This window comes from Streptomyces sp. 12E, assembly GCF_055633275.1.
On the sequence record NZ_JBVNCJ010000001.1, the window covers coordinates 1,021,615 to 1,045,780 of the forward strand.

At 73.6% G+C, this 24,166-nt stretch carries 18 protein-coding genes and 2 pseudogenes; 14 read left to right on the forward strand and 6 right to left on the reverse strand.

Annotated elements, in window-relative coordinates; genetic code table 11:
- Positions 1-35 precede the first annotated feature (35 nt).
- The gene (locus ACZ8ZB_RS04785) at positions 36-1,838 is read right to left on the reverse strand and encodes an ABC transporter ATP-binding protein (RefSeq protein WP_470736465.1); all 1,803 of its coding nucleotides are present in this window, start codon (positions 1,836-1,838) and stop codon (positions 36-38) included.
- A 105-nt stretch (positions 1,839-1,943) separates the two neighbouring features.
- On the opposite strand from ACZ8ZB_RS04785, the gene ACZ8ZB_RS04790 reads away from it, so the two are divergent.
- The 5 genes from ACZ8ZB_RS04790 to ACZ8ZB_RS04810 all read left to right on the forward strand — a co-directional run bounded on the left by ACZ8ZB_RS04790 (position 1,944) and on the right by ACZ8ZB_RS04810 (position 7,501).
- Positions 1,944-2,408: a MarR family winged helix-turn-helix transcriptional regulator gene (locus tag ACZ8ZB_RS04790; protein ID WP_470736466.1), complete on the forward strand. Its 465-nt coding sequence runs from the start codon at positions 1,944-1,946 to the stop codon at positions 2,406-2,408.
- 193 nt (positions 2,409-2,601) lie between these two features.
- Positions 2,602-4,434 (forward strand): ABC transporter ATP-binding protein, encoded by a 1,833-nt coding sequence (locus ACZ8ZB_RS04795; protein ID WP_470736467.1) that lies wholly within the window; start codon positions 2,602-2,604, stop codon positions 4,432-4,434.
- On the forward strand, positions 4,431-6,212 hold the full coding sequence (locus tag ACZ8ZB_RS04800; RefSeq protein WP_470736468.1) for an ABC transporter ATP-binding protein: 1,782 nt from the start codon (positions 4,431-4,433) through the stop codon (positions 6,210-6,212). Before ACZ8ZB_RS04795 ends, ACZ8ZB_RS04800 begins: the two co-directional genes overlap by 4 nt.
- 545 nt (positions 6,213-6,757) lie before the next feature.
- Entirely contained in the window at positions 6,758-7,231 is a 474-nt protein-coding gene (locus tag ACZ8ZB_RS04805; RefSeq protein WP_470736469.1) for a DUF5709 domain-containing protein, read from the forward strand.
- 15 nt (positions 7,232-7,246) lie between these two features.
- Positions 7,247-7,501: a type B 50S ribosomal protein L31 gene (locus ACZ8ZB_RS04810; protein WP_470736470.1), complete on the forward strand. Its 255-nt coding sequence runs from the start codon at positions 7,247-7,249 to the stop codon at positions 7,499-7,501.
- 20 nt (positions 7,502-7,521) lie between these two features.
- On the opposite strand, the gene ACZ8ZB_RS04815 is transcribed toward ACZ8ZB_RS04810, so the two are convergent.
- A complete protein-coding gene (locus tag ACZ8ZB_RS04815; protein ID WP_470736471.1) occupies positions 7,522-8,316 on the reverse strand; it encodes a metal-dependent hydrolase in 795 nt (264 codons plus the stop codon).
- 145 nt (positions 8,317-8,461) lie between these two features.
- On the opposite strand from ACZ8ZB_RS04815, the gene ACZ8ZB_RS04820 reads away from it, so the two are divergent.
- Together ACZ8ZB_RS04820 and ACZ8ZB_RS04825 are read left to right on the forward strand one after the other, a co-directional pair.
- Positions 8,462-10,975: a DEAD/DEAH box helicase gene (locus ACZ8ZB_RS04820; RefSeq protein WP_470736472.1), complete on the forward strand. Its 2,514-nt coding sequence runs from the start codon at positions 8,462-8,464 to the stop codon at positions 10,973-10,975.
- Between the two features lie 19 nt (positions 10,976-10,994).
- Complete coding sequence (locus ACZ8ZB_RS04825) at positions 10,995-11,861, forward strand: acyl-CoA thioesterase (RefSeq protein WP_470736473.1); 867 nt, start codon at positions 10,995-10,997, stop codon at positions 11,859-11,861.
- 340 nt (positions 11,862-12,201) lie between these two features.
- Here ACZ8ZB_RS04825 and ACZ8ZB_RS04830 read toward each other — a convergent pair whose 3' ends face one another.
- Positions 12,202-12,609 (reverse strand): roadblock/LC7 domain-containing protein, encoded by a 408-nt coding sequence (locus tag ACZ8ZB_RS04830; protein WP_470736474.1) that lies wholly within the window; start codon positions 12,607-12,609, stop codon positions 12,202-12,204.
- A gap of 601 nt (positions 12,610-13,210) precedes the next feature.
- Here ACZ8ZB_RS04830 and ACZ8ZB_RS04835 point away from each other — a divergent pair.
- Positions 13,211-13,810, forward strand: coding sequence for a class I SAM-dependent methyltransferase (locus ACZ8ZB_RS04835; protein ID WP_470736475.1), 600 nt, complete (start codon positions 13,211-13,213; stop codon positions 13,808-13,810).
- A gap of 24 nt (positions 13,811-13,834) precedes the next feature.
- Here the strand turns inward: ACZ8ZB_RS04835 and ACZ8ZB_RS04840 are convergent, their stop codons facing one another.
- Positions 13,835-14,716 (reverse strand): oxygenase MpaB family protein, encoded by an 882-nt coding sequence (locus ACZ8ZB_RS04840; protein ID WP_470736476.1) that lies wholly within the window; start codon positions 14,714-14,716, stop codon positions 13,835-13,837.
- A 96-nt stretch (positions 14,717-14,812) separates the two neighbouring features.
- On the opposite strand from ACZ8ZB_RS04840, the gene ACZ8ZB_RS04845 reads away from it, so the two are divergent.
- The 3 genes and pseudogenes from ACZ8ZB_RS04845 to ACZ8ZB_RS04855 all read left to right on the forward strand — a co-directional run.
- A complete protein-coding gene (locus tag ACZ8ZB_RS04845) occupies positions 14,813-15,109 on the forward strand; it encodes a hypothetical protein (RefSeq protein ID WP_470736477.1) in 297 nt (98 codons plus the stop codon).
- A gap of 137 nt (positions 15,110-15,246) precedes the next feature.
- Positions 15,247-16,072 (forward strand): annotated as a pseudogene (locus tag ACZ8ZB_RS04850) (hypothetical protein); the annotation flags it as partial.
- Positions 16,032-16,202, forward strand: a pseudogene (locus ACZ8ZB_RS04855) (tannase/feruloyl esterase family alpha/beta hydrolase); the annotation flags it as partial. The pseudogenes ACZ8ZB_RS04850 and ACZ8ZB_RS04855, both read left to right, overlap by 41 nt.
- 4 nt (positions 16,203-16,206) lie before the next feature.
- Here ACZ8ZB_RS04855 and ACZ8ZB_RS04860 read toward each other — a convergent pair.
- Positions 16,207-16,389: a hypothetical protein gene (locus ACZ8ZB_RS04860; RefSeq protein WP_030822433.1), complete on the reverse strand. Its 183-nt coding sequence runs from the start codon at positions 16,387-16,389 to the stop codon at positions 16,207-16,209.
- Positions 16,390-16,725: 336 nt separating this feature from the next.
- Here ACZ8ZB_RS04860 and ACZ8ZB_RS04865 point away from each other — a divergent pair, with 336 nt between their 5' ends.
- Together ACZ8ZB_RS04865 and ACZ8ZB_RS04870 are read left to right on the forward strand one after the other, a co-directional pair.
- On the forward strand, positions 16,726-19,542 hold the full coding sequence (locus ACZ8ZB_RS04865) for a DEAD/DEAH box helicase (protein WP_470741422.1): 2,817 nt from the start codon (positions 16,726-16,728) through the stop codon (positions 19,540-19,542).
- Positions 19,539-20,810, forward strand: coding sequence for an SWF or SNF family helicase (locus ACZ8ZB_RS04870; protein WP_470736478.1), 1,272 nt, complete (start codon positions 19,539-19,541; stop codon positions 20,808-20,810). The genes ACZ8ZB_RS04865 and ACZ8ZB_RS04870 overlap by 4 nt, the downstream gene beginning before the upstream one ends.
- A gap of 467 nt (positions 20,811-21,277) precedes the next feature.
- Here ACZ8ZB_RS04870 and xylA read toward each other — a convergent pair whose 3' ends face one another.
- The gene (xylA, locus tag ACZ8ZB_RS04875; protein WP_470736479.1) at positions 21,278-22,444 is read right to left on the reverse strand and encodes a xylose isomerase; all 1,167 of its coding nucleotides are present in this window, start codon (positions 22,442-22,444) and stop codon (positions 21,278-21,280) included.
- A 127-nt stretch (positions 22,445-22,571) separates the two neighbouring features.
- Between xylA and xylB the strand changes: the two genes are divergently transcribed.
- Entirely contained in the window at positions 22,572-24,017 is a 1,446-nt protein-coding gene (xylB, locus tag ACZ8ZB_RS04880) for a xylulokinase (RefSeq protein WP_470736480.1), read from the forward strand.
- The last annotated feature ends 149 nt before the right edge of the window (positions 24,018-24,166 follow it).

Below are 24,166 nucleotides of genomic sequence, written 5' to 3' on the forward strand. Positions count from 1 at the left end.
GGTAACCCGCACATCGCCACAAACTCGACATATCTTCATCTTGTCGGCTCCAGTCGGGCGTCCCGGCGCACGAGGGCCGCATAGCGTCCGCCACGCTCCAGCAACTCTTCGTGCGTGCCGCGTTCGGCCACACGGCCGGAGTCGAGGACCACGATCTGGTCGGCACCCCGGACGGTGGACAGCCGGTGGGCGATGGTGACCGTGGTGCGGTCGGCCGACAGCTCGTCGATGGCCTGCTGGACGGCGGCCTCGGTACGGGTGTCCAGGGCGCTGGTGGCCTCGTCCAGCACCAGGACCGGCGGGTCGCGCAGGATGGTGCGGGCGATCGCCAGGCGCTGCTTCTCGCCGCCGGAGAAGCGGTGGCCGCGCTCGCCGACCACCGTGTCGTACCCGTCGGGCAGGGCGGCGATGTGGTCGTGGATCTGCGCGGCCCGCGCCGCCGCCTGCAGCTCCTCGTCGGTCGCGTCCGGCTTGGCGAAGCGCAGGTTGTCCGCGACCGAGGCGTGAAAGAGGTACGTCTCCTGTGAGACGACGCCCACCGCGCGGGCCAGCGTGCCGAAGTCGAGGTCGCGGACGTCGACACCGTCGAGGGTGACCCGACCGCCCGTGACGTCGTACAGCCGCGGCACGAGGTGACCGAGGGTGGACTTGCCGGCGCCGGTCGGCCCGACCACGGCGAGGCTGCCGCCCGGGGGGACGGTGATGTCGATGCCGTCCAGGACGGGGCCGCCCTTGTCGTCGTATCCGAAGGTGACGCCCTCGAAGCGGACCTCGCCCTTGACCCGGTCGAGGCGGACCGGATCCGCGCGCTCGGTGATGTCGATCGGGAGGTCGAGGTACTCGAAGATGCGCTGGAAGAGCGCGAGTGACGTCTGGATCTGGACACCGGTGGACAGCAGGCTCACGGCCGGGCGGAAGAGCCCCTGCTGGAGCGAGACGAAGGCGACGACGGTGCCGATGGAGACCTCGGGGCCGCCCGTCCGCAGGGCGATGCCGGCCGTCCAGTAGATGATCGCCGGCATGGCCGCCATGACGATCGTGATGACGGCCATGCGCCAGCGGCCGGCCATGTTCGACCTGACCTCCAGGTCGACCAGGCGCTCGGACTCCTCCGAGAAGGCGCCGGTCAGGGAGTCGGAGCGGCCCATGGTGCGGCCGAGCAGGATGCCGCTGACCGAGAGCGACTCGGTGACCGTGGCGGCCATCGCCGCCATCTGCTTCTGGCGCTGGGTGGTGATCTTCTTGCGTTCGTTGCCGACGCGGCGGCTGATCCAGACGAACACCGGCAGCAGGACCAGGGAGACCACGGTCAGCCGCCAGTCGAGGGCCAGCATCGCGACGACGGTGGCGACCACGCTGGTGAGGTTGGAGACCAGGGACGTCGCCGTGGAGGTCACGGTGGCCTGCATACCGCCGATGTCGTTGGCGATGCGGGACTGGACCTCTCCGGTGCGGGTGCGGGTGAAGAAGGCGAGCGACATGCGCTGGAGCCGGCCGTAGACGGCGGTGCGCAGGTCGTGCATCACGCGTTGGCCGACGGTGGTCGAGATCAGGGTCTGCAGCACACCGAAGACGCTGGTGAGGACGGCGCTGAGGATCATGCCGAGCGCGAGCAGGCTGAGCAGTCCGGTGCGGCCCTCGGGGATGGCGACGTCGAGGATCGCCTTCAGCAGGAACGGGGTGGCGACCGAGACCAGCGACGCGGCGCCGACGAGCAGGCCCACGACCGCGAGGCGGCCCCGGTAGGGATGGAAGAGCTTCAGAATGCGCCGCACCTGCCGGGGCTGCCCCTCGGCGTCGGCGGGCGGGGTCCAGTCGGGTTCGCGGTCGGGGTGCATGGTCTCCTTCGGGACGGGCGCCCGGGGTGGTGGCCCGAGGGCGAGCGGAGCCTAGCTCATTGTTACCTATACTCACAATGAACGGCATCCTGATATTGTTCCCGCATGACCGCCCCCGATCCCGACGGCCTGCTGGCCGAGCAGCTGCTTCGGCTGACCCGCCGGGTGCACCGCATCCAGAAGCGCCATCTGGAGCGGCGCGAGCTCGGCATCACCCCTGCCCAGTCGCGGCTGCTGCGCACCCTCGCGCACTACGCTTCGCCGCCCCGCATGGCCGATCTGGCCGAGCGGCTGGAGGTGGTCCCCCGCGCCGTCACCACCCTGGTCGACGGGCTGGAGGCGCACGGCAAGGTGCGGCGGGTGCCGGATCCGGCCAATCGGCGGGTGATCCGGATCGAGCTCACCGACGACGGGCGCGCGGCCCTGCGGGAACTGCGCGCCGCGCGCCGGTCCGCCGCGGAGGAGATCCTGGCCCCGCTGGGGGGCGCCCAGCGCGAGGCCCTGGGCGAGTTGCTGGACACCCTGATCGACGGGGCGGTCCCCACGCGGTGCGGCGACGCGTCCGTATGACCCGTGTGACGTGACGGTACGGCGGCGCCGGCCGCCCGGACCGCCGGTTCCGTGCGGTCGTGTGGAAAACCGTTTGCCTCCCGGTACGCAGCGGGGCCAACCTGTCACGGTTTGCTGCCGCCGTCCTCGGACTGCGCGCGCCTCCGTCCTTTCCCCGTTTCCGCCGCCCCCTGATCCGAGCCACTGGGACGTCATGCAGATTCAAGACCTTCCGTTTCCCGACCCGGGGGTGCCCGACGCGCGCTCGGGTCCCCGATTCCTGTGGTGGCTCTTCCGGAATCAGCTCTCCGGGCAGCTCAAGTCGCTGGCCTGGGGCCTGCTGCACTTCGCCTCCGTGGCCTCGCTGCCGTTCTGCGTCGGCGTCGCCGTCCAGGCCGCGGTCGACCGCTCCGGCGGCCGGCTCGCGCTGGCCGGCGGCCTGATGGCGCTGGCCTGCGCGGGCAACGCCATCGGCGACACCTTCCTGCACCGCGCCGCCGTCACCAACTGGATCACCGCCGCCGCCCGCGTCCAGCAGTTGCTGGCCCGCAGGGCGGCGACGCTGGGCTCCGCGCTGACCCGGCGGGTCGCCGCCGGTGAGGTCGTGGCGGTCTCCACCGGTGACGTCGAGAAGATCGGGTGGTTCGTGGAGGCCCTGTCGCGGTTCACCGCGGCGGCGGTCACCATCGTGCTGGTCTGCGTCGGCCTGGTCGTCTACCAGCCGGCGCTGGGGGTTGTCGTCGCCGTGGGACTGCCGGTGCTGGCGATCGCGGTGCTGCCGCTGCTGCCCCGCGCCACCCGGCGGGCGGACGTCCAGCGCGAGAAGGCCGGCCGGGCCACCGAGCTCGCCTCGGACACCGTCGCCGGGCTGCGCGTACTGCGCGGCATCGGCGGCGAGGAACTCTTCCTCGACCGCTACCGCCGCGCCTCCCAGGAGGTCCGCCACGCCGCCGTGCGCAGCGCCAGGATGTGGGCCCTGATCGCCGCGATCCAGGTACTGCTGCCGGGAATCCTGCTGATCACGGTGGTCTGGTACGGCGTTCATCTCGCCCGCGAGGGCCGGATCACCGTCGGTGAGATGGTCACCGTCTACAGCTCGGTCATGGTGCTCACCTACCCGCTGCGGCACTTCGAGGAGATCGCGATGGCGTACTCCTTCTCGCGTCCCTCGGCGAAGCGGGCCGCGCGCGTGCTGTCGCTGGAGCGGGCCACGGACACCGCGGGGTCGCGCGCCGCCGAGGACCCGGCCGGGGACCTGTACGACCCGCAGAGCGGTCTGCTCGCCCCCGCGGGCCGGCTCACCGCCGTGGTGTGCGGGGACCCGGACGCGGCGGGACGGCTGGCCGAACGGCTCGGCGGGCACGCCTCCGAGCGGGGCGCCCCGGTGCTGCTCGGCGGGGTGCCGCTCGACGAACTGCCGCTGGACTCCGCCCGCCGGGCCGTCCTCGTGCAGGACAAGGATCCGGTGCTGCTCTCCGGCACCCTGCGCGAGCTGCTCGACGTGCCGGCGTCCGGCACGGTCGATCCGCGCGACGCGCTGGACGCCGCGCAGTGCGGGGACGTACTGGCGGCGCTGGTGCAGGGTTCGGTGGACGCCGACGACCCGATGGACGCGCGGATCACCGAGCGCGGGCGGTCCCTGTCCGGCGGGCAGCGCCAGCGGCTCGCGCTGGCCCGGTCGCTGGTCACGGACCCGGAGGTGCTCGTCCTGGACGAGCCGACCTCGGCCGTCGACTCGCACACCGAGGCCCGTGTCGCCCAGGGCGTGCGCGAACTGCGGGCGCGGCGCACCACCGTGGTGTTCACCTCGTCCCCGCTGCTGTTGGACCGCGCCGACCGGGTGGTGTTCCTGCACGACGGCACCGTCGCGGCGGTCGGCGACCACCGGGAGCTGGTGCGCACCGAGCCCCGGTACCGGGCCGTGGTGACGCGTGAGACCGAGGACGAGGCTGCGTCGGCGGAGGTCCTGGACAAGGACGGCGTCCTGCGTGAGGACGAGGTCCTGCACCGGCTGGAAGAACTGGAAGAGATCGAGGAGACGGCATGATCGGCGTGGCGCCACCGGCCTACGACCCGGCGGCCCCGACCGCGGCCAGCACGCTGCCGGTGGGTGCGCCCGCGACCGTCCGCACCTACGTGAGCGAGCTGCTGCGCAGGCACCGCCGGGCCTTCGTGCTGCTGATCACCGTGAACACGGTCGCCGTGCTCGCCTCGATGGTGGGCCCCTACCTGCTGGGCGGACTCGTGGAACGGGTCTCGGACCGGGAGCGGGAGCTGCATCTGGGGCTCACGGTCGCGCTGTTCGTGCTCGCGCTGGTCCTCCAGGCGGTGTTCGTCCGGCAGGTACGGCTGCGCGGGGCGATGCTCGGCGAGCGGATGCTGGCCGATCTGCGCGAGGACTTCCTGGTGCGGTCGGTCGGGCTGCCGCCGGGCGTGCTGGAACGGGCGGGCACGGGTGATCTGCTGTCGCGGATCACGACCGACATCGACCGGCTCGGCAACGCCATGCGCGAGGCCGTGCCCCAGCTGGCCATCGGCGTGGTGTGGGCGGTGCTGCTGCTGGGCGGACTGGTCGTCACGGCGCCCGAGCTGGCGCCGGCCGTGCTGCTCGCCGTGCCACTGCTGGTGATCGGCTGCCGCTGGTACTTCCGGCGGGCGCCGGCCGCCTACCGCTCGGAGGCCGCCGGGTACGCCGCCGTGGCCGCCGCGCTCGCCGAGACCGTGGACGCGGGGCGGACCGTGGAGGCGCACCGTCTCGGCGCGCGCCGGGTGGCGCTGTCCGACCAGCGGGTCAAGGAGTGGACGGCCTGGGAGCGCTACACCCTCTGGCTGCGGTCGGTGCTCTTCCCCGTCGTCAACATCACCCACGTCACCGTGCTCGGCTCGGTGCTGATGATCGGCGGGGTGTTCGTCCTCCAGGGCTGGATCGGTGTCGGTCAGCTGACCACGGGCGCGCTGATCGCGCAGATGCTCGTCGACCCGGTGGGACTGATCCTGCGCTGGTACGACGAGCTGCAGGTGGCGCAGGTGTCGCTGGCCCGGCTGGTCGGGGTCCGGGAGATCGAGCCCGACGCCGGTGACGCGGAACTCACCCCCGACGGGCGCCGGGTGCGGGCGGACCGGGTGCGCTTCGGCTACCGGGAGGGCGTCGACGTGCTGCGCAAGGTGTCCCTCGAGGTCGCCCCCGGGACCAGGCTGGCACTGGTCGGTCCCTCGGGCGCGGGCAAGTCCACCCTGGGCCGACTGCTCGCCGGGATCTACGCGCCCCGGGACGGGCGGGTCACCCTGGGCGACGCCGAGCTGTCGCGGATGACCGCGGAACGGGTCCGGGAGCATGTGGCCCTGGTCAACCAGGAGCATCACGTCTTCGTGGGCTCCCTGCGCGACAATCTGCGGCTCGCCAGGACGAACGCGGAGGACGCCGAACTGTGGGCGGCGCTCGGGGCGGTCGACGCGGACGGCTGGGCCCGTGCGCTGGACGGGGGCCTGGACACCGAGGTCGGCTCCGGCGGATTCGCGCTCACCCCGGCCCAGGCCCAGCAGATCGCGCTGGCCCGGCTGGTGCTGGCTGACCCGCACACGCTGGTCCTGGACGAGGCGACCTCGCTGCTCGACCCGCGCGCGGCACGGCACCTGGAACGCTCCCTGGCCCGTGTCCTGGACGGCAGGACCGTCGTCGCCATCGCCCACCGTCTGCACACCGCCCATGACGCGGACGTCATCGCCGTCGTGGAGGACGGCCGCATCAGCGAACTGGGCAGCCACGACGACCTGGTCGCGGCGGACGGGGCGTACGCGGCACTGTGGCGCTCCTGGCACGGCTGAGGCCGCGCCGCACCGGCGGGGAGGCCTCCCGCGGGGCTGTGCGAACGCCGTCCCGGAGCCGGCCGTCGACCGCGGTGAGCCCGCGGCGTTCCGGCTCGGTGACGGCGTCGCACCGCTCCGGGGACCCGGGGCGGTGCGGCCCCGTGCCCCGGCTCCGGGCCGGGATTCCGTCGACCGGGCCGGTCGTCCGGCCGGGCGGCGGCAGGCCGGGGCGCGATCCGTGGCGGTCGGCCTTTCCCGGCCGGGGCGGCGGGGGCGCCCCGACCCGTACGGGTGGGCCGTCCGGGGAGGGCACCTGGCCGGGGCCGTGCCGGGTCGGCGGCGAGGTTGTCGACCCGCGGCCGCGAAGAGGGCCCGGAGGGCGTCGGGAGCGGGGTGTGCCGTTGCGCGGTGGGGAGCTCCGGTGGAAGGCTGGAGTCAGGCACCGGCTCGGGGAGCACCCGGGAGCCCGGTGGACCCGGCATCGGAGGCACCAGTGCCTCGTACCGGCGGCTCGCCGCGGGCCGCGGCGGGAACGGGCCCGCCCCCACCCCCTGGAGGTACCCGTGAACAGCGCCGACGGTTGGGGAGACGACGTCTACCAGCCCGACGCGTCCGAGATTCAGGACGACGCCGGACTGCTCGACGCCGAGGACACCCTGGAGAACGACGGCGTCGCCGACCCCCTCGACCGGGGCTGGTCCCCTCCTGAGCGGCCTTGGGCCGTGGAGCACTACGGCGTGACGGCGGCGGAGCGCCACGAGGGCGAGACGCTGGACCAGCGTCTCGCCGAGGAACTGCCCGATCTCGCCGACGGCGACGACGGCGACGGCATCGGTGATTCCTCGGGCACCGACGGGGAACTCCTCGACGACGAGGTCGGCGCCGCACGCTCCGGCCGGCTCGTGGCCCCCGACGAAGGGGCGCACGAGGACGAGGAGGAGGCCCTGGTCGCCATGGACGTCGGCATCGACGGCGCGGCCGCCTCCGCCGAGGAGGCCGCGATGCACGTCGTCGACGAGGACAACCTGCCGGGCTGATCCCGAGGAGCACTCATGCAGCAGGACAAGCACCCCGACTACCACCCGGTCGTCTTCCGTGACCGTGCCGCCGGGTACGCCTTCCTCACCCGGTCCACCGCGACCAGCGACCAGACCATCGAATGGGACGACGGCGAGACCTACCCGGTGGTGGAGGTGGAGATCTCCTCGGAGAGCCATCCGTTCTACACGGGCAGGGCCCGGACCGTGGACACGGAGGGCCGCGTCGCTCGCTTCGAGCGCCGGTACGGCGGTGGGGGTCCCGGCTGACTCCGGGACCGGAGCGCCCCTCAGATCACGTTGAGCGCCGCCGCGCAGCCCACTCCGCCCAGCAGCATGAACACGGGCATCAACACTTTCAGCTCCACCCAGCTGCCCGCCCGGAACCGCATCGCCTTCGGCGGACCGATCGGGTACCAGCGCTTGCGGCCCACCGGTATCGGCCACAGGATCGGGCAGCCGGAGACGGTCAGCGCGTCCCCGATGTCGTGCACCAGCGCGCCCAGCACGACCGGCAGCCCCAGCCACAGGTACTCCTGGCCGGGTTCGGTGAACAGCCAGTCCGAGCCCATGCCCGGCTGGTCCAGGACGTCCGCGATGATCCAGGCGCTGGTCGCCGCCAGCAGCCACACCAGGACATCGCTGCCGGATCCTCGCGTCGCCCGCCACAGCAGGCCTTCGATGGCCAGCACCATGTGCACGAAGAGGATGGCCAGCACCGCCCAGCGGCCGCCCGTGATAGCCAGGGTCGCGGTGCCGGCACCGATCAGGACCGCCCACAGCCAGGTGTGGGTGAGCGTGCGGTGCCCGCCGGAGCGACGCGGGTCGCCCTGCTTCTTGGTGGCCTTGTAGACGGCGTAGGACAGCTTGTCGACGATCTCGCACAGCCAGCGGGACACGGGTCCGAAGGCCCGCGAGATGGTGGCCGCCTTGTGGTCCAGGTCCGGGGCGAGGGCGGCGCCGGCGCAGATCAGGGCGCCTGCCAGGAGGACCGGCCAGGGCATGGGGTGTCCGGCCGCGGCCGTCGCCGCGCCGACCCCGAGCCAGGCAGCGGCGCCCGACAGTGAGTGTGCTGGTCCCATCATCGCCGTTGCCCGTCCCATCCCTCGTTCGCCGCTGTCCGGTTGACCGGGCGCGTTGACGCTCCGCCGGCGACACAGCGTAGCGTTCGTGATCTTCGCGCCCGCAGCCGATTCCCCCATCGGACGGGCGGGCAGGCAAGATGGGGGCGTGACCCTCATCGATCAGCTTCCGCCGACCGCCGACCCCGACGCCCTCTATGAAGCCTTCGAGTCGTGGGCCCGGGAACGCGGTCTCACGCTCTATCCCCACCAGGAGGAGGCGCTGATCGAGGTGGTCTCCGGGGCGAACGTGATCGTGTCGACGCCCACAGGCTCCGGCAAGAGCATGATCGCGGCGGCCGCCCACTTCGCCGCCCTGGCGCGCGACGAGGTCACCTTCTACACGGCGCCCATCAAGGCGCTGGTGTCGGAGAAGTTCTTCGAACTGTGCAAGATCTTCGGCACGGAGAACGTCGGCATGCTCACCGGCGACGCGTCCGTCAACGCCGACGCCCCGGTCATCTGCTGCACCGCCGAGGTGCTGGCGTCGATCGCGCTGCGCGACGGCAAGGACGCCGACGTGGGCCAGGTCGTGATGGACGAGTTCCACTTCTACGCGGAAGGGGACCGCGGCTGGGCCTGGCAGATCCCGCTCCTCGAGCTGCCGCAGGCGCAGTTCGTGCTGATGTCGGCGACGCTCGGCGACGTCTCCTTCTTCGAGAAAGACCTCACCCGCCGCACCGGCCGCCCCACCGCCGTGGTCCGCTCCGCGACCCGGCCCGTGCCGCTGTCCTACGAGTACCGGTACACGCCGCTCACCGAGACGCTCACCGATCTGCTCGAGGCCCGGCAGGCGCCGGTGTACATCGTGCACTTCACGCAGGCGCAGGCGGTGGAGCGGGCACAGGCGCTGATGAGCATCAACATGTGCACGCGCGAGGAGAAGGACAAGATCGCCGAGCTGATCGGCAACTTCCGCTTCACCACCAAGTTCGGTCGCAATCTGTCCCGCTACGTCCGGCACGGCATCGGCGTGCACCACGCCGGCATGCTGCCCAAGTACCGGCGGCTGGTGGAGAAACTCGCGCAGGCCGGTCTGCTGAAGGTCATCTGCGGCACCGACACGCTCGGGGTGGGCGTCAACGTCCCCATCCGCACGGTGCTGTTCACGGCCCTGACCAAGTACGACGGCAGCCGCGTGCGCACGCTGCGGGCCCGTGAGTTCCACCAGATCGCGGGCCGCGCCGGTCGCGCCGGCTTCGACACCGAGGGCTTCGTGGTGGCCCAGGCTCCCGAACACGTCATCGAGAACGAGAAGGCGCTGGCCAAGGCCGGAGACGACCCGAAAAAGCGCCGCAAGGTCGTGCGCAAGAAGGCACCCGAGGGCTTCGTCGCCTGGAGCGAGCAGACCTTCGAGAAGCTCATCGACTCCGAGCCGGAGCCGCTGACCTCCCGCTTCCGGGTCACGCACACCATGCTGCTGTCGGTGATCGCCCGGCCCGGCAACGCCTTCGAGGCCATGCGACGGCTGCTGGAGGACAACCACGAGCCGCGCAAGCAGCAGCTGCGGCACATCCGGCGGGCGATCGCCATCTACCGCTCGCTGCTGGACGGCGGCATCGTCGAGAAGCTCGACCGGCCGGACGCCGAGGGCCGGATCGTCCGCCTCACCGTGGACCTGCAGCAGGACTTCGCGCTGAACCAGCCGCTGTCCACGTTCGCGCTGGCCGCGTTCGAGCTGCTGGACCCCGAGTCGCCGTCGTACGCGCTGGACATGGTGTCCGTCGTGGAGTCCACGCTGGACGATCCGCGCCAGATCCTCGCCGCCCAGCAGAACAAGGCGCGCGGCGAGGCGGTCGCCGCGATGAAGGCCGACGGGGTGGAGTACGAGGAGCGCATGGAGCGGCTCCAGGACATCACCTACCCGAAGCCGCTGGAGGAGCTGCTCTTCCACGCCTACGACACCTACCGCAAGAGCCACCCCTGGGTCGGTGACCATCCGCTGTCGCCGAAGTCCGTGATCCGGGACATGTACGAGCGGGCGCTGTCGTTCACCGAGCTGGTGTCCCACTACGAGCTGGCCCGCACCGAGGGCATCGTGCTGCGCTACCTCGCGAGCGCCTACAAGGCGCTGGAGCACACCGTCCCGGACGACCTGAAGTCGGAGGACCTGGAGGATCTGATCGCCTGGCTGGGCGAGACGGTGCGCCAGGTCGACTCCAGCCTGCTGGACGAGTGGGAACAGCTGGCCAATCCGGAGGAGATGACCGCCGAGGAGGCGCAGGAGAGGGCCGACCAGGTCAAGCCGGTCACCGCCAACGCGCGCGCCTTCCGCGTCCTGGTCCGCAACGCCATGTTCCGCCGGGTCGAGCTCGCCGCCCTCGATCAGGTGGGGGAACTGGGCGAGCTGGACGCCGAGAGCGGCTGGGACGCGGACGCCTGGGGCGAGGCGATGGACAAGTACTGGGACGAGTACGAGGAACTCGGCACCGGTCCCGACGCCCGCGGACCGAAGCTGCTGCTCATCGAGGAGGAGCCGCAGAACGGGCTGTGGCGGGTCCGGCAGATCTTCGACGACCCGAACGGCGACCACGACTGGGGCATCAGCGCCGAGGTCGACCTCACCGCCTCCGACGCGGAGGGCCGTGCGGTCGTCCGGGTCACCGGTGTCGGCCAGCTGTGAGGACAGGAGAAGCCCACCCATGACGAATCCGGCCGAGAGCCTCGTCGCCCTGCTCGACCTGGAGCGGATCGAGGTCGACATATTCCGTGGCCGCAGCCCGCAGGAGTCCCTCCAGAGGGTCTTCGGCGGCCAGGTGGCCGGCCAGGCCCTGGTCGCCGCCGGCCGCACCACGGAGGGCGACCGCCCGGTGCATTCCCTGCACGCGTACTTCCTTCGTCCGGGCCGGCCCGGGGTGCCGATCGTGTACCAGGTCGAACGGGTGCGTGACGGCCGGTCGTTCACGACCCGTCGGGTCACCGCGGTGCAGCAGGGCCGCACGATCTTCAATCTGACCGCCTCCTTCCACAAGCCTGAACAGGGAAGCTTTGAACACCAGCTGCCGCCGGCCCGCGAGGTCCCGGACCCCGAGTCGCTGCCGACGGTGACGGACGAGATCCGTGAGCATCTGGGCGCGCTGCCGGAGCAGCTGGAGCGGATGGCGCGCCGCCAGCCCTTCGACATCCGCTATGTGGACCGGCTGCGCTGGGACGCCGACGCCGTCAGGGGCTCCGAGCCGCGCAGCGCGGTGTGGATGCGCGCGGTCGGCCCGCTCGGCGACGATCCGCTGGTGCACACCTGTGCCCTGACGTACGCCAGTGACATGACCCTCCTGGACGCCGTGCGGATCCCCGTGGAGCCGTTGTGGGGGCCGCGCGGCTTCGACATGGCGTCGCTGGACCACGCCATGTGGTTCCACCGTCCGTTCCGCGCCGACGAGTGGTTCCTGTACGACCAGGAATCACCGATCGCCACGGGCGGGCGGGGCCTGGCCCGCGGCCGGATCTACGACCTGGAGGGCCGGATGCTGGTGTCCGTCGTCCAGGAGGGTTTGTTCCGGGCGCTGTAGGTCACCGGTGTCCGCGCCTCCACCGGGTCGGCGGGGAGAGCGGGACGGAGCTCGTCACCGGGGAGCGCACGGATCCGCCCGAGCTGCACGGTGAGGTCGAACTCGGTTTCCCCGAGACCGAGTTCGCGGGCCGCACGGCCCGGACGGCCCAGGCGTCCCGGGCCGCCCGGCGGTGGCCGTGGTGTCGTGCGCGGCGATGTGCTGTCCGGGCATGCTCGTCCTCCCCCGTGGAGTGTGGGCGGCCGGCGCCGGATGCGCCCGCCCGGAAGAACCGTAGCCCCTTTGCCACTCTCCGTGACGAGCCTGTGGACAACTCCGCGACGGAGCACGACCTCGCAGGTCAGAGCTCTGTGCCGGGCTCCGGCTGGCGGGCGTCCACGTCCAGGTGCTCGCCGACCCGGTTGACCAGCAGGGTCATCTCGTACGCGATCTGGCCGATGTCGGCCTCCGCCCCGCTGAGTACGCACAGACAACTGCCGGTGCCCGCCGCGGTGACGAAGAGCACCGCGTCGTCGAACTCGATCATCGTCTGGCGCACCCCGCCCGCGCCGAAGTGCCGTCCCGAGCCCTTGGCGAGACTGTGCAGTCCGGACGAGACGGCGGCGAGGTGCTCCGCGTCCTCGCGCCGCAGCCCCGTGCTCGCGCCCGTCACCAGCCCGTCGCTGGACAGGACCAGCGCGTGCCGTACGTGTTCGACTCGTTGGGTCAGGTCGTCCAGCAGCCAGTCGAGTCCCCGGTTGTGCGCCATGTCGTGTGTCTCCCCCTGGTCTTCCCCGTGTTCTGCCCCGTGTGCCGTTCCCTCCTGTGCGGGAGGGCCCTCGCGCCAGCCTTCCCCACGACCGGGCGCCGGGCAAGGAGGACGGGGCCAGGGGGCGGAAGATGACCGAGGAACAGTGGCGCGAGCCCGGATCCCGCGGCCGTCCCGCCGAGCCGGGCGGCCGGGCGGTGCCTACGCGTTCGGCGTACTCGACGAGCCGGATCAGCACCTCCTCCCCCGAGCCCGCGGCAGACGTCTTCCGTGTCGTGGCACCGGGCTCACGCGAAGCGGTCCTCGCCCGGGGCGCGGTGTCGCCCACGGGACCCACAGCCCCTCGACCACCTCAGCCCTTCGACCACCTCGAACACCTCGCGGAGAACCCGCTCATGGGGGCTGCCGGTGACGACGAGCGCGCGGACGGTGCGGCGCGGTCCAGAGGTCCCATGGCCCAAAACGCCGGAGGGCGCGGACGCGCGAAGGGAACGTTCCGGAAACGGCTGAAGCATGACGCGGTGGTGCACCGGAACGACCCCGTCTCGCTCGAACGTGCGCACAAGGGCACCGCTCGTCCCGGTAGGGGATCATACGGAGCATGAGCGACGACCGCACACACGTCCAGGAGTTCTTCACCGCGCGTGCCGCCGACTGGGACCGCCGTTTCCCCGACGACGGTCCGGCCTACGCCGCCGCGGTCGCCGGACTCGGTCTGCGCGCGGGGGACCGGGTGCTCGACGCGGGCTGCGGTACCGGGCGCGCCCTGCCTCCGCTGCGTGCGGCCGTGGGACCCACGGGCGTGGTCCTCGGCGTGGACCTGACGCCGGCCATGCTGCGGCAGGCGGCACGGGCCGGTCGGGACCGTGACGGGGTGCTGGTGCTGACCGACGTCGCCGCGCTGCCACTGCGCCCGTCCGCGCTGGACGCCGTGTTCGCGGCGGGTCTGATCGCCCATCTGCCCGACCCGGCCGGCAACCTCCGGGAGATCGCGCGGGTGGTACGGCCGGGTGGCGTGCTCGCGCTGTTCCATCCGGTCGGCCGGGCGGCGCTCGCCGCCCGGCAGGGCCGCACGCTCACCCCGGGGGACCTGCGCGCGGAGCCGAATCTCCGTGCGCTGCTGTCCCGTTCGGGGTGGCGCATGACGTCGTACGCCGACGAGGACACGCGCTTCCTGGCGCTGGCCGTCCGCACGGACTGAGCGCCCGGCCGCGTGGCCGGCTGCTCAGTCCGCGTGCCGCACCGGACACCCCCGCAGTCCCGGAACGGGTTCGGTGCCCAGGTCGTCCAGCCGGTAGCCGTTCGGGTAGCTCTTGATCTCCCGGTTCTGCCGGGCGAAGTGCGGGGCGCGCCGCGGCGGCAGCAGGCGGACGGCGCGGCCCCGCAACCGCACCGCGCGGCGCACCCACGCGCGGGTGGCCGCGCTCGGCGGGGTGTAGCGGAAGGCGCGCAGAAGGGGCTCGTCGAGCAGCGCGAGCGTGGCGGTGCGCAGCACGGGGGCGAGCGGGCGCGGATACCAGGAGATCATGAGGTCGAGCGTGGCGTCCGAGACCCGCCGCGCGCCCTCGTCCCAGCCGAAGTGGGCCTCCTCGTAGGCGTCCAGGAAGCTTTCGAACTCCTCGTAGGACCCGGGGATGTCCTTGATGCCCATGTACCGTCCCAGGGTCTGGTAGTGGACGGTGGCGGCGACGGTCTCGTGCCGTGACAGCCTGCGCCAGCCGTAGGAGTCGATCCACCGCTTGGGCATCACCACGAACGTGCACAGGACGTACCGCATGTCGTCGTCGGGGATGTCGTAGGCGTGGTGCATCCGGTTGATGCGGCGGATCGCGGTCCTGCCCCGGGTGCTGCCGAACCCGTGCTCGACGATGGCGTCCAGGAGGAGGGAGGTGTCGTCGTAGCGTTTCTGGGACCGGTCGGTGAGCTCCGCGGTCCCGGCGAGCAGGCGGCCGATCCGGGGAACGGCGTAGGTGCGGTAGAGGGCCAGTTCCAGGGCCCGGGTGAAGTCCCAGGGGAACTCGTAGGCCGCGCTGAGCCGGTAGATCTCCGTCGCCTCCCGGTAGGGGTCCATCCGCCGGATCCGTTCCAGCCGTTCGAAGCGTCGCACCGTGTTGCCCCCTTCTGCCGTCGGAGCCGCAACTCTACGTTGGGTGGCAGGAGATGAACGGTCGGCGACGGCAGTCGTGCCGGGAAGGTGGACCGCATGTGGGGATGGGCCCGGGGGATCGGGAGCAGAGTGACCGGCAGTGCGCGCGCGGGGGAACGGGCCGTGCGGGGGGAGCGTCCGCGCAATCTGTTCGAGGCCGCCGCGGCGTACGTCTCGGCCTGCGCGGAGGACGATCAGGACCGGATCGACGAGGCGGCCGGCTGGGTGTCGCCGGAGGCCCTGTCGTTCGGGGTGAACGAGCTGGCGTGCCGGGCGGTGATCGCTCTCGCACGGGAGCGGGACGAGTCCCCGCGGACGGTCGCGCGGGCGCTGCTGGGTCTTCCGGCCGCCTGAACCGCCCGCCGGCGTGGGGGCCGATTCGCCCCGTCGGGCCGGAGAACCGCAGCTCCGGGCACGGCCGTGGGGTCGTGACAAGCGGCTCGGGGTCGGCATAGGGTGCGCGCCGGTGGACGAACCGATGGGGAGGCGGGATGGCCCGGACGGACGAGGAAGCCGTCGCCGCCGCGGACGACGCGCTCTACGTGCTCACGGCGGCGCTGCTGACACCGGCGAAGTTCCCGAGCGTGCCGGGCGACGACTACCCGGAGGCGTGCGCGGCGCTCGGCCTTCCGCCCCTCGCCGACGGGTACGGGCTGGTACTCGGCCAGGACGGCGAGGGCGCCCGCTGGACCGTCGTCGTCGACGACGTCTCGCTGGTCGCCGTCGTGATCGCGTCCTGGGACTGCGGGATGGAGCACGACCTGTCGCCGGACGAGCGCACGGTCGTCGCCGCGCTGCCCGGCTGGCCTCTCGCGGTGGCCGTCGCGGCGCCGGGCGTGCCCGCGCCGCACGATCCCGGCCCGGGCGCCGCGGACGGGTCCCCGCTGACCCCGCCGGACGCCGGGACCTGGGGGCCGGCCCAGCGCCGGCTGGGCGCCGACGAGATCGCGCTGCGGTGGACGGTCTGGCGCGAGCAGGTCGACGACGCGGCGTTCCCGGCACCGGGCGGCCCGGCCGGGGCGGCCGGGGCGGCCGGCGGCGCGCAGGAGCCCGCGGAGGACGGCCGGGCGGAGGAAGCGGGCGGGCCGTCCGGACGGACGGCCGGGGCACAGCGGGATCCGGCGGGTACTGGCGGAGGCACACGCGTACGTCGACTCGCCGCCGCCGCTCGGCCGGGTCCGCTCGTCCTTCGCCCCGGGCGGCGCACGCACCCTGCGCGCCGACGGCCCCGGCTGGTCGCTGGTGGCCCGGACGGACGACATCGCGTTCGTCCTGCCCGGACCGGCTGCGGCCGATCCTGCCCTGTTACCGCTCGGCGTTCGACGCCCTGGTCGCACGGGTGGAGCGCGGAGCCGCGCCGCCCGCGGACCGGACGGTCGGCAGGCCCGCGGACGACGACGTGGTCGACTCCTGCGCGCTGGGCTCCGGTGAGGCGGTGACGCCCTGACGCCTCAGCGGCCCAGCTCCTTGCGCGAGACGCGGCGCAGCCTGCGCCGCTGTGCGGGGTCCAGGGCGAGGTACGCGGCGGCCGGGACTCCCAGGACGATCAGGAGCGCGGCCCACCAGGGCAGCCAGATGAGCAGGATCAGTCCGGCCGCCACGCCCCCCGCGGCGATCTTGGCGTTCTTCGACATGAGTGTCGCCTCCTTCGCGGCCACTGCCGCTCTCTGCCGTGAGAACGGGCCCGCGCCCGCGGCGGTTCCGGACCGCGACCCCGAGACGTCCCTGAGATGCGCCCCTAGGGCCTCCGGGAACCCCTCGCGGGCCTCCGCCCCGGAGGTCCACGACGTACCTCCATAGTGACCTGGATCACATCAAAGACATACCCGGCGACATCGTCCGTGCTGTATCCTCGGCGACTCCGGCTTCACTAGTCAAGTTTGAGGACCTCTGTCATCACCGCGCAGACGACTCCCCCGACGCCCCCCTCCGCACACCCCGCACACCCCGCACACCCCGCACACCCCGAGCTGGCCGGCTGTCCGGCCGTGTTCGTACCAGGTGACCCCGCTCACACCGGTCGGGTCGCGTTCTGGCGGCCCGACGGCTCGCCTCCCCCGGCCGTGGACACGGCGTCGGCCGAGGAGCTGACCGTCGTGGTGCCGGGCGACGACGGGATCGAGGTGGTACGCGTGCCCGCCGCCCTGCTGCCGGTGCGCGACGCGCTCCCGTTCCTCACGCGTGCGCGCGCCGGTGGCGCGGGGCACCGGGCCACCCTGTTCTGGGGCGCCGCCGCCGTGCACGCCCTGCACCTGGTGGCGCGCGGTCTGCTGCTGCCCGGCCTCTCCCCCGCCGACCACGACGCCTGGCGCGCCGGCCCGCTGGGCGCGGAGGACGTCGAGGCGATCCGCCGGCTCGCCGCCGCGATGCCGCCCGAGGCGCACGCGACGCCGCTGGACGGCTCCGGGCCGCCGCGGCTGCCCGAGCCCGAACGGCTGCTGCGCGCCTTCCTCGACGCGGTCGCCGACACCCTCCCCCGCTCCCCCGCCGCCCACCTCGTGACCGGCGCCCCCGCCTTCGCGGTGCCGGGGCCTCGGCGGCTGCCCGGGCTGCGGGCCTGGGCGGCCGGCGTCGCCGCCGGCCACGACGCCGGCGTACGGCTGTCCCTGCGGATCGAGGCGCGCGGGCTCACGGACGCGGCCGACACTGCGGACGTGTCGTTCCGGGCCGTCCTGCAGATGCACGGCGTGGGCGACCCCGCGCTCGTCGCGGACGCCGGCGAGGTGTGGGCCGGGTCCTTCGACGCGGCCTTCGACTCCCGCGCGCGGATGGACGCCCTGCTGGCGCTCCGCCGAGCGGCGCGGGCCTGGGCGCCGCTCGCCCCCCTGCTGTCGGCGACCGTGCCGGACGCGGTGGACCTGGCGGAGGAGGAGATCGCCGAACTCCTCGGCGACGGCGGCCGGGCGCTCGCCGGTGCGGGCGTCGACGTGCACTGGCCCAAGGAGCTGGTCCGCGAACTCACCACCCGTGCGCAGATCGGTCCCGCCGACGACGGGCCGGGGTCCGGGAGGACCGGATCCGCGGACGGGCCGTCGTTCCTGTCCGCCGACGCGCTGCTCGCCTTCGACTGGTGGTTCGCCCTGGGCGACCGGCGGCTCACGCGCGAGGAGCTGGACCGGCTGGCCGAGGCGAACCGTCCCCTCGTGCGACTGCGCGACCGGTGGGTCCTGATCGACCCGCAGGAGCTGGCCCGCGCCCGTGCCCGGAAGGATCGCAGGGTCACTCCGATCGACGCGCTCGGCGCGGCCCTGACGGGCTCCGTGGAGGTCGACGGCAGCCGGATCGAGGTCCGGCCCACCGGCTGGCCGGCGGCCCTGCGGGACCGGCTCGCGGACCCCGGGGCGCAGGAGCCCGTCGAACAGCCCGCCGCCCTCGCCGCCACACTGCGGGACTACCAGCGGCGCGGCCTGGACTGGCTGGCCCGGACGACCGCCCTGGGCCTGGGCTGCTGTCTCGCCGACGACATGGGGCTCGGCAAGACCATCACCCTGATCGCCCTGCACCTGCACCGCCAGACCGATCCGGAGTCCGCGGGCCCCACTCTCGTGGTCTGCCCGACCTCCTTGATGGGCAACTGGCAGCGGGAAATCGAGCGGTTCGCGCCCGGCACCCCGGTGCGCCGCTTCCACGGCGCGCGGCGGGCGCTGGACGGCCTGGCCGACGGCGCGTTCGTGCTCACCACGTACGGCACCATGCGGCTGGACGCCTCCCGGCTCGCCGAGGTCCCCTGGGGCATGGTCGTCGCCGACGAGGCCCAGCACGTGAAGAACCCGTACTCCTCGACGGCCCGCCGGCTGCGCTCCATCGGCGCACGCGCGCGCGTGGCGCTCACCGGCACGCCGGTGGAGAACAACCTGTCGGAACTGTGGGCGATCCTCGACTGGACGACCCCCGGACTGCTGGGCCGGCTCGGCACCTTCCGCCGGCGGTACGCGGACGCCGTCGAGGGCGGGCAGGATCCGGCCGCGGCGGACCGGCTGGCGCGTCTGGTGCGGCCGTTCCTGCTGCGCCGCCGCAAGTCGGACCCCGGGATCGCGCCCGAGCTGCCGCCCAGGACGGAGACCGATCACGCCGTCTCGCTCACCCAGGAGCAGACGGCGCTGTACGAGGCCGTGGTGCGCGAGGCGATGGCCAAGATCGCGGGCGCCGACAGCACGGCGCGGCGCGGACTGATCGTGAAGCTGCTGACCGGCCTGAAGCAGATCTGCAACCACCCGGCGCAGTTCCTCGAGGAGGAGCGGCCGGTGGTCGCGGGGCGGTCGGGGAAGCTGGAGCTGCTGGACGAACTCCTCGACACGGTCCTGGCCGAGGGGGCCGCTGTCCTGGTGTTCACGCAGTACGTACGGATGGGCCGGCTGCTGGAGCGGCACCTGGCCGCACGGGGCGTGCCGACGCAGTTCCTGCACGGCGGCACGCCGGTCGCCGAACGCGAGGCGATGGTGCGCCGCTTCCAGGACGGCGAGGTCCCGGTCTTCCTGCTGTCGCTCAAGGCGGCGGGGACCGGACTGAACCTCACCCGCGCGGAGCACGTCGTGCACTACGACCGCTGGTGGAACCCCGCTGTCGAGGCGCAGGCGACGGACCGCGCGTACCGCATCGGCCAGACCCGGCCGGTGCAGGTGCACCGCATCATCGCCGAGGGGACCGTCGAGGACCGCATCGCCGGACTGCTGGAGCGCAAGCGCGAGCTGGCCGAAGCGGTGCTCGGCTCCGGCGAGACGGCACCCACCGAACTGACCGACACCGAGCTGGCGGAGCTGGTCGAACTGCGAGGGGGACTGGGATGACCCGGTACGACGGTGACGGGGCCGGCGCGGAGCGCACCTTCGCCGCGCTGCCGCCCGCCCGGGGGCGGGGTTTCGCACAGACCTGGTGGGGCCGGGCCTGGCTGACGGCGCTGAAGGGCACGGCACTGGACTCCGGGCAGCTCAAGGCGGGCCGCGGGCTCGCCCGCGCGGGCGCGGTCGGCGCGGTGTCCGTGCGGCCGGGACGCATCACGGCGGTCGTACAGGACCGGGACGGCACGGCCCACCGCGCGGACGTGCTGCTGCAGGAGCTGTCCGAGGAACAGTGGGACCGCTTCCTGGCCATGACCGTGGAGCGGGCCGGGCACGTCGCGGCGCTGCTCGACCGCGAGATGCCGACGCATCTGGTCGAGGACGCGGAGCTGGCCGGCGTCGGACTGCTGCCGGGCCCGGGCGATCTGGAGCCGGAGTGCGGCTGCGGCGCCTGGGACCACTGCGGTCACACGGCGGCGCTGTGCTATCAGGTGGCCCGGCTGCTGGACCAGGACCCGTTCGTCCTGCTGCTGGTGCGGGGGCGGGGCGAACGCACCCTGCTGGACGCGCTCCAGGCCGGGGGCGACGCGTCCGCCGGGCGGCCCGCCCGGGGCCCGGAAGGCGTGGACGCGGCCGAGGCGTACGCGGCCGGTGACATCCTGCCGTCGCTTCCCGACGCCCCCGCCCTCCCCGCGGAGCCGGGGATTCCGCCGTCGCTGGACACGGAGGCGGAGCCCGCGGCCGGGATCGATCCGCCCGCGCTGGAGTTCCTGGCCGCCCGGACCGCCGTACAGGCCCACCGGATGCTGGCCCGGGCGCTCCGGGACGGGCACGAACGGCAGCCCGTGGAACCGGAACCGACCGTCGCGCAGGACGCGGTGCGGCTGGCCGCCGGGGAACCCGGCAGCGCGCTGGCGGGGCGGCTCGCCGAGGGGTCGGGGCGCGGCCGGGAAGGGCTGGCCGTGGCCGTACGGGCCTGGCGGCACGGCGGTACGGCGGCCCTGGCCGTGCTCGACGAGGAGTGGACCGTGGACGGCGAACGGCTGGCCCGCGCGCGTGCCGCCCTCGACACGGCGTGGGACGAGGGCGAACGTCCGGTGCTTCGGGCCCGGGCCAACCGGTGGACGGTGGCCGGCGCACCCGTCCAGCTGCGCCTGGGCCGCGAGGGGCGCTGGTGGCCGTACCGCCAGGAACGCGGCCGGTGGGTCCCGGCGGGGGATTCCTCCCGGGACCCGGCGACGGCACTGGCCTCGGCGGAGCGCGCACCCGAAAGGTAGCCGCCGGCGAGTTCGCCACCACGCCAGGACCACGACCGGCCCCGGCGGCCGTGCCGCGAGGAACACGGTCGCCGGACCCCGGCGGGAGTTCCCGCAGGGATCCGGCGACGGTCTCGGGGGAAGGCCTCTCCGGGGGGTGACCGCGTCTCGTGCGGTGTCGTCGGGGCGGTTCCGCGTCGCCCGGGGACGGCAGGAGCGACTCCAGGCCGCTCGGCGGCCCGCTCTCGCGTGCGCGGCACGGCCGTGCCGCGCGAGGGCGCACGCGGGATGCGCACCGGGCCGGTGCGGACCGCGCCGTCACGCGCGGGACGTCGCCGCCGGGAGGTCCCGCGTCGGCCCGGACGCGTGCCACCGCGCGCACGACCGGGGGCGAACCGCACGCGGGGGCGCGGCCCTCCCGGACGCGCGTGCGAGGGCGCGGCCGTCCCGTGGCAGGGGCGGGACGGCCGCGCCCTCGCGGTCGGGGCTCAGCCCCGGGCGCCCAGCAGGTGGTCCATCGCCAGCTGGTCCAGGCGCTCGAAGGCCATGCCCCGCGCGGCGGCCTCGTCGACGTCGAAGTCCTCGAAGGCGGACCGGTCGTCGAGCAGGGCCTGGAGGCCGTCGGCCGCCGTGGGCTGGGCCAGCTGGTCCAGCCGGGCCGCGCGCAGCGCCTCCTGCACCTCGGGGTCCGCGCGGAAGGCCGCCGCGCGCTCCTTGAGGATCAGGTAGTTGCGCATGCAGCCGGCCGCCGAGGCCCACACGCCGTCGAAGTCCTCGGTCCGCGGCGGCTTGAAGTCGAAGTGCCGCGGGCCCTCGTACCCGGCCGACTCCAGCAGGTCCACCAGCCAGAACGCGGCGCGCAGGTCGCCCGCGCCGAAGCGGAGGTCCTGGTCGTACTTGATGCCGGACTGGCCGTTGAGGTCGATGTGGAAGAGCTTGCCCGCCCACAGCGCCTGCGCGATGCCGTGCGGGAAGTTCAGCCCGGCCATCTGCTCGTGGCCGACCTCCGGGTTGACGCCGTACAGCTCCGGGCGCTCCAGACGCTCGATGAACGCCAGGGCGTGGCCGATGGTGGGCAGCAGGATGTCGCCGCGCGGCTCGTTCGGCTTGGGCTCGATGGCGAAGCGGATGTCGTAGCCCTGGGCCGTGACGTACTCGCCGAGCAGGTCGAAGGCCTCCTTCATGCGGTCGAGGGCGTCCCGCACGTCCTTGGCGCCGCCGGACTCGGCACCCTCACGACCTCCCCAGGCCACGTAGGTCTCGGCGCCGAGCTCGACCGCGAGGTCGATGTTGCGGATGGTCTTGCGCAGCGCGTAGCGGCGCACGTCGCGGTCGTTCGCGGTGAACCCGCCGTCCTTGAACACCGGGTGGGTGAACAGGTTGGTGGTGGCCATCGGCACCTTCATGCCGGTGTCGTCCAGCGCCTGCCGGAACCGCTTGATGTGCTCCTCGCGCTCGCTGTCGCTCGAGCCGAAGGGGATGAGGTCGTCGTCGTGGAACGTGACGCCGTGGGCGCCCAGCTCGGCCAGGCGCCGCACCGACTCGGCCGGGTCGAGGGCACCCCGCGTGGCGTCGCCGAAGGGGTCCCGTCCCTGCCAGCCGACGGTCCACAGTCCGAAGGTGAACTTGTCCTCGGGGGTGGGCTGGTAGTTCATGCCGCGGCTCCTTGCTCGCTGAGGCTATTTCGTCATGGCGGTTTACAAATTAGTATGCAGGAACATTTCTGGGAAGAGACACACCCCGCCGAGTCGCGGAAGTGGGTCGTGGGAGAGGGAGAGACCGATGTCAGCAGCCGAGGGTCCGCTCGTCGTCGGCGTGGACACATCCACCCAGTCCACCAAGGCCCTGGTCGTCGACGTGGCCACCGGCCGGGTCGTCGCGAGCGGCCAGGCCCCGCACACGGTGACCTCGGGGGCCGGCCGGGAGAGCGATCCGCGCCAGTGGTGGGACGCCCTGTCGGAGGCGCTGCGCCAGTGCGGCGAGGCGGCGCACGAGGCCGCCGCGGTGTCGATCGGCGGGCAGCAGCACGGCCTGGTCACCCTGGACGGGAACGGCGAGCCGGTCCGTCCGGCGCTGCTGTGGAACGACGTGCGTTCCGCTCCGCAGGGCCGGCGGCTGATCGAGGAGCTGGGCGGCTCCAAGTTCTGGGCCGAGCGCACCGGAAGCGTGCCGGCCGCCTCCTTCACGGTCACCAAGTGGGCCTGGCTGGCGGAGCACGAGCCGGACGCGGTGCGCGCCACCAAGGCGGTCCGTCTCCCCCACGACTACCTCACCGAGCGGCTCACCGGGCAGGGCACGACCGACCGCGGCGACGCGTCCGGCACCGGATGGTGGGCCTCGGGGACGGAGGCGTACGACGAGGAGATCCTCGCGCACGTGGGGCTCGACCCGGCGCTGCTGCCGCGCGTGGTGCGTCCCGGGGAGGTCGCCGGGACCGTGCGCGACGGCCACGACCTGCCGTTCTCCAAGGGAACCCTGGTGGCGTGCGGCACCGGTGACAACGCCGCCGCCGCGCTGGGCCTCGGGGTGCGTCCCGGCACGCCGGTGATGAGCCTCGGCACCTCGGGCACCGTGTACGCGGTGACGCAGCGCAGGCCGGCCGATCCGACCGGCACGGTGGCGGGGTTCGCCGACGCGCGCGGCGACTGGCTGCCGCTGGCCTGCACGCTCAACTGCACGCTGGCCGTGGACCGGGTCGCGGCGCTGCTGAACCTGGACCGCGAGGCCGTCGAACCCGGGCGCGGCGTCACGCTGCTGCCCTTCCTGGACGGCGAACGCACCCCGAACCTCCCCCACGCCTCCGGCCTGCTGCACGGGCTGCGCCACGACACCACCGGCGGTCAGCTGCTCCAGGCCGCCTACGACGGCGCCGTGTACTCCTTGCTGGCCGCGCTCGACCTCGTCCTCGACGAGGACGCCGACCCGTCGGCGCCCCTGCTGCTGATCGGCGGCGGCGCCCGGGGCACGGCCTGGCAGCAGACCGTGCGGCGGCTGTCGGGACGGCCGGTGCAGGTGCCCCGGGCCAAGGAACTGGTCGCGCTCGGTGCGGCGGCGCAGGCCGCCGGGCTGCTCACCGGGGAGGACCCGGCCGCGGTCGCCCGGCGCTGGGACACGGCGGCGGGCCCGGTGCTGGAGGCCGTGGAACGGGACGAGGAGACGCTGGCCGGGCTGGCCGGGGTACTCTCCGACGCGGCCCCGCTGCTGAACCGCGGCACGACCGCCGGCTGACGGCGCCCACCGGCACGGCACCGGCCGCCCGTGCCCGCCGCCCGGCGGGTACGGGCCGGCAGTCACGGACCGCCGGCACCGACCGACAGGCCGACCAGCCGCACCGACCGACAGGCCGACCAGCCGCAGCGGCCGTCAGCGCACCGACG